Raw genomic sequence first — 11,758 nt, forward strand, 5'->3', positions numbered from 1 at the left:
AGAAGATTATTAATCAGCATGCCTCTTCCCCTTATGCACACAGAGCGACGGTCAGCAGCACGACAAGCCCCGCCAGCATTGTAAAAGCGTAAATGGCCACCGAACCAGTCTGCATCCGTGCTGCCTGACCCGCTGTATCTGACGTTAGTTCTGCCAGGTCACGTGGCAGACCTTCAGCTGCCCCCAACTCGACATCCTTCGACAGAATGCCTGCAATCGCTTTGTATGGACGCACAAAAATGAACCCATAAAGCTCATCAAAATACCATTTATTAAGCAGAAAACGATAAAGCGGCCCCATTGCCCGAGCCAGTGCTGCCGGAATAGCCGGAGAGTGCACATAAAACACATAAGCCAGAGCAATACCGCACAGCCCTGCAATAGAAGGAAGCAGGCTGATAAATGACGGGATATGCTCAAAAGCTTCCATGATATTATTAGAAGCGCCGTTCACAATCGCACCGTTCCAGAACTGCTCCTGATGAACACCAATATAGAACGGGGCGAGAAGCACACCGGCAACTGTTGCACCCGTAGCAAGCAGTACCAGGGGCAGAGCCATAGAGAACGGGCTTTCATGCGCTGCATCACGGGCGGCCTCATTTGCAGGCCGACCATGAAACACCAGGAACAAAAGCCTCCAGCTATAAAATGCAGTAAGAAATGCTGTTATGGTACCCAGCGCCCAGCCATAGTGGCCGACTGAGGTATTAGCGGCCCACAGCGATTCCAGGATAGCATCCTTCGACCAGTAGCCTGCGAAGGGAAAAACCCCGGCCAGCGCAAGGCTACCTATCCACATAACCACATAGGTTAGCGGCAGTTTTTTCCACAATCCGCCCATACGAAACATATTCTGCTCATCATGCATCGCATGAATAACCGAACCTGCACCAAGGAACAGAAGCGCTTTGAAGAAAGCATGAGTTGTCAGATGGAACACTGACATCTGATAAGCACCAACACCCGCAGCGGCAAACATATAACCCAGCTGAGAGCAGGTTGAATAAGCAATGGCACGCTTAATATCAGGCTGAACCATGCCAACCGTTGCGGCAAAGAAGCAGGTCGTTGCACCGATCACAACAATCAGTTTCTGAACAGACGGCGCACAGTCAAACAGGGGTGACATACGGGCGATCAGAAAAATGCCTGCGGTCACCATGGTTGCAGCATGAATCAGTGCTGAAACAGGTGTCGGCCCTTCCATCGCATCTGGCAGCCATGTGTGCAGAAACAGCTGAGCCGATTTACCCATTGCACCAATAAAGAGCAGCAGGGCAATGATCTCTGTCGTGCTCCAGGAGTGACCAAGGAAATGATAATGCGAACCAGAAATCTCGGGTATGGCAGCAAAAATTGCTTCATACTGAACGGAGTGGAACACAACATAAATCAGGCCGATACCGACCAGAAAGAAAAGGTCAGCAACGCGGTTTACTACAAAGGCTTTGATGGCAGCCGCTGTTGCTGAAGGCTTGTCGTACCAGTATCCGATCAGCAGATAACTGGCGAGGCCAACGCCCTCCCACCCGAAAAACAGCTGGATCAGATCATTGGACGAAACCAGCATAAGCATGGCAAAGGTAAACAGAGACAAATATGAGAAAAACCGGTAGGTCGGCATACTCTCATGGCTCATATACCCAAGGCTATAGCAATGCACGAGCAGAGAGACGGAAAGAACCATCGCCGTCATTGTGACAGACAGGGTGTCGGCTCTTAAAACCCACTCGGCATGAAAACCACCAGCATTGATCCACTCAAGAACCGGGAGCGCATGCAGCGGGAAGCCGGCACTCCAGTTAGCATAAAGTGTAACAATACCGCACAGAGCTGCAACAGACATACAGCTCAGAGTAATAATCTTAGCGAGCACATCACCGAAGAGACGGCCACCAAGCCCTGCAACGACAGAGCCGGCAAGCGGTAAAAAAATCGCTGCTGCAAACAGGTGAAGATCGGTCTGCATGTCCGCTCATCCCTTCATCATAGTGACATCCTCAACCTGGATAGAACCACGGTTGCGGAAATAAGTGGTCACAATTGCAAGCCCGATTGCAGCTTCAGCAGCAGCAATGGTAAGGACAAACAACACCATAATCTGACCTGATAAATCGTTATGAGCCGACGAAAACGCCACAAAATTTAAATTTGCGGAGAGAAGGATCAGCTCCATAGACATCAGGATAATGATTACATTTTTTCTGTTAAGAAAAATGCCAAACACTCCAAGCACCAGTAACGCGGCACTGACGACCAGGTAGGGTGTGAGTCCGACGGAGGCGATTGCCGGGGTCATACATCTTTCTCCTTCTTATCGGCCTCGATCTGCCCGCCAGATGCATAAGAGTCAGGGACAGATGTTTCATGATATGAAGTGTGCGGACGCAGAAAACCGCCCTGGCTGATGACGCCCACGCCCAGCGGAGCATCAATCATCTCAAGTGTTTCTGAGGGCACACGTGCATGCTGTTTATCAATGATCTGACGACGACCTGAACCAACCGGACGGAGCGTCAGCACAATTGCGCCAATCATTGCCACCAGCAAAATCAGGCCACATCCCTGAAAAAGAAGGATGTAGTGCGTATAAATAAGGTCACCCAGTGCAGCGGTGTTCGTCTGACCGGGGGCTCCCGACAAACGGGTTACGCTCACTGATGACATATGCCAGTTGCCAACAGCGACAAGAAGCTCGGCAAAAAGAACCACGCCAAAGCATACGCCAATCGCAGCATGTTGCTGGAGACCTTCACGCAGTTTCGTGAAGTCAATATCAAGCATCATCACGACAAACAGGAAAAGAACAGCAACAGCACCGACGTAAACGATTACCAGCAGCATCGCGAGAAACTCAGCTCCGGCCACCAGAAACAATCCTGCAGCATTAAAAAATGCTACGATAAGGAACAGAACTGAGTGCACCGGGTTACGGGCACTAATCACCATCACGGCTGAAATCAGCAGAACTGTTGAAAATAAATAAAATACAAGCTGCGGTAACATCAGGCGTTCTCCTGCCGGATCATGACAAGCATCCCTTCAACGATACGGGGCATCGAGCTCAAGGCGGCGGGCCAGCAGGGCTTCCCACCGATCGCCATTCGAAAGCAACTTATCTTTGTCGTAGAATAATTCTTCACGGGTTTCGGTCGCAAACTCGTAGTTTGGCCCCTCAACAATCGCATCTACCGGGCAGGCTTCTTCACACAAGCCGCAATAAATGCACTTGGTCATATCAATGTCATACCGGGTGGTACGCCGTGACCCGTCATCACGCTCTTCAGCTTCGATGGTAATCGCCTCAGCCGGGCATGTCGCTTCACAAAGCTTGCAGGCAATGCAGCGCTCTTCTCCGTTAGCATAACGGCGCAGCGCATGCTCACCACGAAAGCGAACTGACAGTGGCCCCTTCTCGTAAGGGTAGTTAAGGGTCACCTTTGGCTGAAACATCATTTTAAATGTTGATGCCATACCAGCGACAATTTCAGTCAGCAGAAAGGAGCGGATATTTCGGCTTAATGTACTCATCAGTTCATACCTCCACCCTGAGGGAGAAGCCCTGTCACCATCAGAAAAGCTGCTGTTCCAATCATCCAGATCAGGCTGAATGGCAAAAACACTTTCCACCCGAGACGCATAAGCTGATCGTAACGAAAACGCGGGAACGTTGCGCGCACCCAGATGAAAACAAACAGACAGAAAAGAATTTTAGCAATCAGCCACAGCGGCCCTGGCACCAGCGTAAAAGGAAAGACGCCAATAGGCGGCAGCCACCCCCCGAGGAAAAGAATACTAACCAGAGCCGACATCAGAATCATGTTGGCGTATTCACCAAGGAAGAAGAGACCGAAAGCCAGCGAAGAATACTCAACGAAGAACCCGGCAACCAGTTCACTTTCACCTTCGGGCAGGTCAAATGGTGCACGCCCCGTTTCGGCCAGTGCTGAAATAAAGAAAATAATAAATACCGGGAACATCGGCAGACAGAACCAGATATGCCGCTGAGCCAGCACAATATCATTCAGGTTCAGGCTGCCAACGGCCAGCAGAACTGACACAATAATCAGCCCGATGGACACCTCGTAAGAAACCATCTGTGCCGCGGCTCGCATAGACCCCATAAAGGCGTATTTCGAGTTTGAAGCCCAGCCTGCGATAAGAATACCGTAAACACCCAGCGATGATACGGCCAGCAGGTAGAGAATTCCGACATTAATATTTGCAACAGCCAGACCATTACCTGTAGGGATAACAGCCCACGCCAGCATAGCCAGGGCAAACGCCAGAAATGGTGCAAACAGAAACAAAATACGGTTAGCACCTGCGGGAATGACCGTTTCTTTCACGATCATTTTAATCGCATCAGCAAACGCCTGCAGTAAACCAAACAAACCATTAACGTTTGGGCCGCGACGACGCTGCATCGCAGCCATTACCTTACGTTCCATAAGGGTAAGGTAAGCAACGCCGATCAGCAAAGGGACGAGAACAGCAAGGGTCTCGAGCACCATAAGAATAATCTGACCGACAAGCGTTTGATAAAAGAAGTGCGCCATCAGTCTCTTACTCCGCTGCTACAGCGCGCATGGGACCATACACGCGAGAACATTCTGCCATTGTCAGGCTGGCCCGGCTGATAGAGTTTGTCTGGTAATAATCATCAATAACCGGACGGATACGAGCATTATTGAACTCTGCCGTACCTTTTGAAACACTGCTGTCTGTCACCGATTGCGGTGCGGGAGCAATTTCAGTACCGGTGTTCGAAAAGACCGGATTAACTTCGGCCATACGCGCCCTCAGAGCTTCAACAGAATCATAAGGCAAAGGATGCCCGGCAACTTCTGAGAAAGCTCTGATAATCTGCCAGTCTTCTCTGGCCTGACCTGGAGGGAATACAGCCCGCAGGGCACGCTGCACCTCGCCCGCTGTATTAACATAAGTCCCTGATTTTTCGGTATAAGCTGCACCAGGCAAAATAATATCGGCCCTTGCCGCAGCAGCATCACCGTGATGCCCCTGATAAATCACAAACGTATCTTTGCTGATCTTATCAAGTGGGAAATCATCTGCCCCCAGGAGCCACAGAATTTCAACTCCGCCACGGAGCATATTTGTAACAGCAAAACCTCGGCTGCCAGGAACAAACCCGATATCAAGCGCACCCACACGAGACGCTGCCGTATGCAGAATATTCAGCCCGTTCCAGTCCTGAGTAATCACACCGGTCTGATGTGCCAGTTGCAGGGTGGCTTCATAAATAGCCTGCGCATCCGGACGGGTTAGTGCCCCATGCCCCAGAATAATCATAGGGCGCTTTGCTGTTTTCAAAACCTCGGCAAAAGCCTCTGAACCATCAAGCAGCCGGGTCAGGACTTCCGGCCCCTCCCCCAGTACATCGACATTATAGGTCAGGTCGACAGGCAATGCACCAATACTGGCAACAGGGAAACCACCACGTCCTTTATGCAAATACTGCTTGCGAATACGGGCATTAAGTACAGGAGCCTCATGACGGGGTATGCTGCCAATCAGCAGAAGAGCATCTGCCTCATCAATACCGGTGATACCGCTGTTAAACAGATACCCGCTGCGGCTGCGCATATCATACCAGGCACCGTCCTGCCGGCAGTCTGTATGAGAGGAACCCAGAGCCGTCATCAGGTCTTTCAGAGCGCAAAGGCTCTCAACATCACACAGATCACCTGCTATTGCACCGATACGATCACCGGAAACGCCTTCAAAACGACGCGCCATCGAAACCAGCGTATCCTGCCAGCTTGCCTTATGCAGCTTGCCGTGCACACGCACCCATGGGTGATCAAGGCGCCTTTTCTTCAGGCCATCAACTGAAAAACGCCCTTTATCTGAAAGCCATTCTTCATTCACCTCGTCATTAATACGAGGCACAATGCGCATAACTTCAGCGCCCCGGGCCTGGATCTGAATATTCGTCCCCACAGCATCCATCACATCAATGCTATCGGTTTTTTTGTATTCCCATGAACGCGCACGAAACGCCGTTGGTTTTGCCGTTAGTGCACCGACCGGACATATATCAATCAGATTACCTGACAGCTCGGATGTCAGTGCCTTTTCGACATAAGTCGTAACTTCTGCATTTTCACCGCGCGAAACGATGCCAAGCTCAGGCGTGCCAGCCACTTCGGTTGAAAAGCGCACGCAGCGTGAGCACTGAATGCAGCGCGTCATTACCGTCTTAACCAGAGGCCCGAGTTCTTTATCTGTTACAGCGCGCTTGGCCTCCTGATACCGTGACACACCCGAGCCATAACCATAGGCCTGGTCCTGCAGGTCACACTCACCGCCCTGATCACAGATAGGGCAATCAAGAGGATGGTTAATCAGCAAGAATTCCATAACGGCGCGGCGCGCCCGTCTGACAACATCAGTGTCAGTAAGGATCTGCATCCCTTCAGCAACCGGGAAACCACATGAGGCAACCAGCTTAGGTGCACGGACAACCTGCACCAGACACATGCGACAGTTACCAGCTACCGACAGACGCTCATGATAGCAAAAACGGGGGATTTCTTTCCCCGCAGCTTCACAGGCCTGAAGGGCACTTGAACCCGCCGGCACATCGACCGGGGTGCCATCAACAAGGACTTTTACCATGCCCTTTACTCCGCTACTGCCGGCAGCACATCGGAGGCAGGAACCTGAACCAGCCCTGAACCACCATGTGCAGCCTTATACTGCTGGATACGCGCTTCCATCTCCGGACGAAAATGCCGGATCAGCCCCTGAACAGGCCAGGCTGCGGCATCACCCAGAGCACAGATTGTGTGCCCCTCGATCTGTCGTGTTACCTGCTCAAGAAGATCAATTTCTTCAATCTCGGCACGCCCCTGAACCATACGATCCATCATACGCATCATCCAGCCGGTTCCTTCACGGCAGGGCGTACACTGACCGCAGCTTTCATGCTTAAAAAAGCGGGAAAAGCGTGCAATAGCTTCAATAATATCAGTAGAACGATCCATAACGATCATACACGCGGTGCCCAGCCCCGAACCCACAGCACGCAGACTATCGTAATCCATCAGCACTGTTTCACAGACAGACTTAGGCAACATTGGCACAGAGCAGCCGCCGGGTATAACCGCCAGCAGATTGTCCCAGCCGCCCCTGACGCCACCGCCATGTTTTTCTATAATCTCTTTAAGCGGTACACCCAGCTCTTCTTCGAAAACGCATGGTGTATTCACATGCCCCGAAATCGCCATAAGCTTGGTGCCTGCATTATTAGGCCTGCCAAGTGCTGAAAACCAGGATGCACCCCGTCGCAGAATGGTTGATGCGACAGCAATACTTTCAACATTATTCACTGTAGTCGGACAGCCATATAAGCCTGCGCCGGCAGGGAAAGGCGGCTTCATACGAGGCTGGCCTTTTTTACCCTCAAGGCTCTCAAGCAAAGCAGTCTCTTCACCGCAGATATAAGCGCCTGCACCACGATGAATATAGAAGTCAAAATCCCAGCCGGTTCCGGCAGCATTTTTACCGAGCAGACCAGCTTCATAAGCCTCATCAACGGCCGCCTGTAGATGCTGCGCTTCCTGATAAAACTCACCACGAATATAAATATAAGCCGCATGTGCATTCAGGGCGAATGACGCTATCAGCGCACTTTCTATAAGTTTATGTGGCTCATGCCGCATAATCTCACGATCTTTACAGGTCCCTGGTTCAGATTCATCGCCATTAATGACCAGATAGTGCGGACGACCATCAAAATTCTTTGGCATGAAAGACCATTTCATACCGGTCGAGAATCCTGCTCCGCCGCGACCACGAAGGCCCGAAGCCTTCATTTCAGCAATAATCGCCTCAGATCCCCGGGACAGGATAGAGGCCGTGTCATGCCAGTCACCCCTTGCCCGCGCCCCGGCGAGTTTCCAGTCATTCTGCCCGTAAAGATTCGTAAAAATACGATTTTCGTCCTGCAACATACCGGCTCTCCTGCTACTCACCTGAAGATCTGGGTGACGTTTCTTCAAGCAAAGTTTTCCTGCCGCCTTCAGGCGCAGAACTTAATCTGCCCGTAGATGGGCCAGGGGCAGGATCTTCACCTGCACGCAATGCATCAATCACGGCTTCTGTCCTGGGACCATTCATATCTTCGTAATAATCGTCATTAACCTGAAGAATGGGGGCATTTGCACAGGCCCCAAGGCACTCAACATGCGATAATGTGAACAGCCCGTCTTCACTGGTTTCACCAAACTCTTTAACGCCGGCTGCTTTTTTACAGGCTGCCACAACATCATCTGATCCGCGCAGCCAGCACGATGTCGTGGTACAGATCTGCAGGTGATATTTACCTACAGGCTTAGTATTAAACATCGTATAAAAAGAAGCGACTTCGTACACTCTGACAGATGGCACCGCCAGCCGTGCCGCAATCAGATCCATCGCCACAAGCGGGATCCAGGCATGGCCTGTCTCACGCTTCAGCTGATCCTGCACAATGTAAAGGAGAGGAAGCGTACCGCTGGCTTTACGTTCTTCAGGGTATTTCGACAGTATTTTAGCAATTTCTTTTTCAGAAATATCGTCAAACTCAAAACTGTCAGGTTGTTCTGCCGGGGTCCAGGCCATCTTCAACGATCAACCTCTCCAAAAACAAGATCTAAAGAACCAAGAACCGCCACCATATCGGCCAGCATCGACCGCCTGGATAATTCATCCAGCGCCTGCAAATGCGCAAAACCTGTGGGGCGTATCTTGCAACGATAAGGACGGTTTGAACCGTCAGCGACCAGGTAAACACCAAACTCGCCCTTGGGGCTCTCTACCGCAGTATAAGTAGTGCCTGGAGGCACATGATAACCCTCACTATATAATTTAAAGTGATGAATCAGTGCTTCCATCGAGCGCTTCATTTCGGCGCGGGGTGGCGGTGCAAACTTGGGGTCCTGTATTTTCACAGGTCCGGCTTTCATCTGAGCAAGGCCCTGCTCGATAATTTTTACACTCTCACGCATTTCCTGAATGCGCACGAGGTAACGGTCATAGCAGTCACCCTGTCGTGTAACAGGAACCTTAAAAGATACTTTATGATAATTATCATAGGGCTGGCTGCGACGAAGGTCCCAGGGCACACCTGAAGCACGCAGACACGGGCCACTAAAGCCCCATGCCAGAGCCTGCTCAGACGTAAAAATACCTATACCGACAGTACGCTGTTTCCAGATTCGGTTTTCGGTCAGCAAACCTTCCAGCTCATCAATCCAAGCCGGGAATTCCTGAGTCCAATTACCGATGCGATCTTCAAGCTCCTGAGGAATATCGCGGGCCACACCACCGGGACGAAAATAGTTCGCATGGAAACGCGCACCTGAAGCTGCCTCATAAAATTCAAGCAGCTTCTCACGCTCTTCATAGCCCCACAGCGCAGGCGTTACCGCACCGCAGTCGAGACCCATAGCTGTAATATTGAGAATATGGTTCAGAACGCGCGTAATCTCGGCGAAAATAACCCGAAGCCATTTTGCACGATCGGGCGCTTCTATACCAAGAAGCTTCTCTGTAGCCAGTGCGAAAGCCTGCTCCTCACACATAGGCGAGGCGTAATCAAGGCGGTCAAAATAAGGCAGCGCTTTCTGATAGGTTTTATATTCGATCAGCTTTTCTGTGCCGCGATGCAGCAGACCGATATGCGGGTCAGCACGACGCACAAGCTCACCGTCCATATCGAGAATAAGACGCAGCACACCATGCGCAGAAGGATGCTGAGGACCAAAATTCAGCTTATGCGAGTCAAACTCTATTGTTCTCAGCTCTGCCGTTTTCGCTGCAGTATCAGAAATCAGCATTTCGGGGATGTCATTTTTAACCAGAACATCGCCCGGTGCCAGACCGTCTGTTTTATTGTGCTCTGTCATCCGCGAGCCCTCTTCATACCCAGCCTGACTTCATGAGCCTTTTCATCACCAGGCAGTGTCAGCATTCCCTCCCAGGGAGAAACGAAATCAAAGTCACGGAAATCCTGCGTCAGAGAGACAGGTTCCTTAACAACCTGTCGCGTTTCAATATCGTAACGCACCTCTTCATACCCCGTCAGCGGAAAGTCTTTACGCAAAGGGAAATGCTCGAAGCCATCATCAGTCAAAATACGGCGCATATCGGGCTGACCGGAAAACAGAACCCCGAACATGTCATAACACTCACGCTCCCACCACGTGGCAACTGGCCAGAGCTGATGCACTGAAGGAACGGGTGTCACTTCATCTGTCGTAATAATGACGCGAATACGACGATTGTAAGAAACAGACAGGAGGTTATAGACCACGTCAAAGCGTTCAGCGCGTGCGGGAAAGTCAACACCGCATAAATCCATGAGCTGTTCAAAACGATAAGCAGAGTCGTCGCGCAGAAAGGTCATCAGCGGCAAAAAAGTTTCGCGATTCGTACGAACAACCAGCTCACCGTTTTCAACGGCAGCAGAATAGATACCAGGAACAGAGGTCGCCAGCGTAAAAGCCATGGCACCAATCTGCCCCTGGAGGGCCTCAGCCTCAGGATTTACAACAATATCACCCACGGAGAATCGTTCCTGTACGGCGAATTTTTTTCTGCAAAAGCATGATGCCGTAAACCAGCGCTTCTGCTGTCGGGGGGCAGCCAGGGACATAAACGTCAACCGGCACTATGCGATCACACCCACGCACGACTGAATAAGAATAGTGGTAATAACCGCCACCATTTGCACACGAACCCATGGAGATAACCCAGCGCGGCTCTGCCATCTGGTCATAAAGGCGACGCAAAACCGGTGCCATTTTATTGGTCAGCGTACCGGCAACGATCATCACATCAGACTGACGCGGCGAACCACGGGGAATAACACCCATTCTGTCCAGGTCATACCTTGGCATATATGCGTGAATCATTTCAACCGCACAGCATGCCAGACCAAAAGACATAGGCCACAAACTGCCAGTACGCCCCCAGTTTACCAGCTTATCAAGGTTTGCAACGACAAACCCCTTTTCAGCAATAGCACCGGTAATGCCACGCACAACGGCGTCCTGCTCTTTACCCGGAGGCAGAGCCTCACGATTCCAGAGAATTGTATCTTCCTGCGGATTGTCAGACATAGGCGCCCCCTTCAGTCCCAGTCCAGCGCGCCTTTGCGCCACTCATAAAGGAAACCAATACCAAGTACGCTGAGAAACCCCAGCATTGAAAAGAAACCAAAATAACCAATACGCGACAGACTCACTGCCCAGGGGAAGAGAAATGCCACTTCCAGGTCGAAAATTATGAAAAGAATGGCCACAAGATAAAAACGCACATCAAAGCGACGGCGCGCATCATCAAATGCCTCAAAGCCACATTCATAAGCCGTTGTTTTTTCAGGGTAAGGCTTTTGATGACCACTAAACAGTGCCATACCAAGCATTGCAGCAGAAATAACAATAGCAAGCGCACCAAATATAAGAATTGGGGCATAACTACCCAGAACAGACTGCATTAGTCACTCCTGCTTCCTGATAAATCAATAAACAACGAACTGTTAAATGCAGACTACTCCCAACGCGCGCGAACGACCATGCCTCAATGCATGATTACAGGGAAATTTCTTGTGAGGAGAAAATGAATAAAAAAAAACATCTGATATTGTTACTTATTTTGAGCAACAATATCAGATGTTTTTAGTACTCACAGAGAACTGTGAATGGTGGGCGATGAGGGGATCGAACCCCCGGCCATCTCGGTGTAA

At 50.8% G+C, this 11,758-nt stretch carries 12 protein-coding genes; all 12 read right to left on the reverse strand.

Annotated elements, in window-relative coordinates; all coding sequences use genetic code 11:
- Positions 1-31: 31 nt before the first annotated feature.
- The 12 genes from nuoL to HK25_RS08900 all read right to left on the reverse strand — a co-directional run bounded on the left by nuoL (position 32) and on the right by HK25_RS08900 (position 11,509).
- Entirely contained in the window at positions 32-1,972 is a 1,941-nt protein-coding gene (gene nuoL / locus HK25_RS08845) for an NADH-quinone oxidoreductase subunit L (RefSeq protein WP_086555012.1), read from the reverse strand.
- Between the two features lie 6 nt (positions 1,973-1,978).
- Positions 1,979-2,302 carry an NADH-quinone oxidoreductase subunit NuoK gene (gene nuoK / locus HK25_RS08850; RefSeq protein ID WP_173559295.1) on the reverse strand — a complete coding sequence of 108 codons (324 nt, stop codon included), beginning with the start codon at positions 2,300-2,302 and terminating at the stop codon, positions 1,979-1,981.
- On the reverse strand, positions 2,299-3,009 hold the full coding sequence (locus tag HK25_RS08855; RefSeq protein WP_086555011.1) for an NADH-quinone oxidoreductase subunit J: 711 nt from the start codon (positions 3,007-3,009) through the stop codon (positions 2,299-2,301). The genes nuoK and HK25_RS08855 overlap by 4 nt, the downstream gene beginning before the upstream one ends.
- 36 nt (positions 3,010-3,045) lie before the next feature.
- A complete protein-coding gene (gene nuoI, locus HK25_RS08860; RefSeq protein ID WP_086555010.1) occupies positions 3,046-3,534 on the reverse strand; it encodes an NADH-quinone oxidoreductase subunit NuoI in 489 nt (162 codons plus the stop codon).
- The gene (gene nuoH, locus HK25_RS08865) at positions 3,534-4,562 is read right to left on the reverse strand and encodes an NADH-quinone oxidoreductase subunit NuoH (RefSeq protein ID WP_086555009.1); all 1,029 of its coding nucleotides are present in this window, start codon (positions 4,560-4,562) and stop codon (positions 3,534-3,536) included. Before nuoH ends, nuoI begins: the two co-directional genes overlap by 1 nt.
- A gap of 7 nt (positions 4,563-4,569) precedes the next feature.
- Positions 4,570-6,645, reverse strand: coding sequence for an NADH-quinone oxidoreductase subunit NuoG (gene nuoG, locus HK25_RS08870; protein ID WP_086635975.1), 2,076 nt, complete (start codon positions 6,643-6,645; stop codon positions 4,570-4,572).
- A gap of 5 nt (positions 6,646-6,650) precedes the next feature.
- On the reverse strand, positions 6,651-7,982 hold the full coding sequence (gene nuoF / locus HK25_RS08875) for an NADH-quinone oxidoreductase subunit NuoF (RefSeq protein WP_086555007.1): 1,332 nt from the start codon (positions 7,980-7,982) through the stop codon (positions 6,651-6,653).
- 13 nt (positions 7,983-7,995) lie between these two features.
- Positions 7,996-8,631: an NAD(P)H-dependent oxidoreductase subunit E gene (locus HK25_RS08880; protein ID WP_086555006.1), complete on the reverse strand. Its 636-nt coding sequence runs from the start codon at positions 8,629-8,631 to the stop codon at positions 7,996-7,998.
- Between the two features lie 2 nt (positions 8,632-8,633).
- Positions 8,634-9,848 (reverse strand): NADH-quinone oxidoreductase subunit D, encoded by a 1,215-nt coding sequence (locus HK25_RS08885; RefSeq protein ID WP_369824740.1) that lies wholly within the window; start codon positions 9,846-9,848, stop codon positions 8,634-8,636.
- 65 nt (positions 9,849-9,913) lie between these two features.
- Entirely contained in the window at positions 9,914-10,576 is a 663-nt protein-coding gene (locus HK25_RS08890; protein ID WP_198943246.1) for an NADH-quinone oxidoreductase subunit C, read from the reverse strand.
- The gene (locus tag HK25_RS08895) at positions 10,569-11,132 is read right to left on the reverse strand and encodes an NADH-quinone oxidoreductase subunit B family protein (protein ID WP_086555004.1); all 564 of its coding nucleotides are present in this window, start codon (positions 11,130-11,132) and stop codon (positions 10,569-10,571) included. The genes HK25_RS08890 and HK25_RS08895 overlap by 8 nt, the downstream gene beginning before the upstream one ends.
- 11 nt (positions 11,133-11,143) lie before the next feature.
- A complete protein-coding gene (locus tag HK25_RS08900; RefSeq protein ID WP_086555003.1) occupies positions 11,144-11,509 on the reverse strand; it encodes an NADH-quinone oxidoreductase subunit A in 366 nt (121 codons plus the stop codon).
- Positions 11,510-11,758 lie beyond the last annotated feature (249 nt).

The organism is Acetobacter sp. DsW_059 (assembly GCF_002153695.1).
Classification (GTDB): domain Bacteria; phylum Pseudomonadota; class Alphaproteobacteria; order Acetobacterales; family Acetobacteraceae; genus Acetobacter; species Acetobacter thailandicus.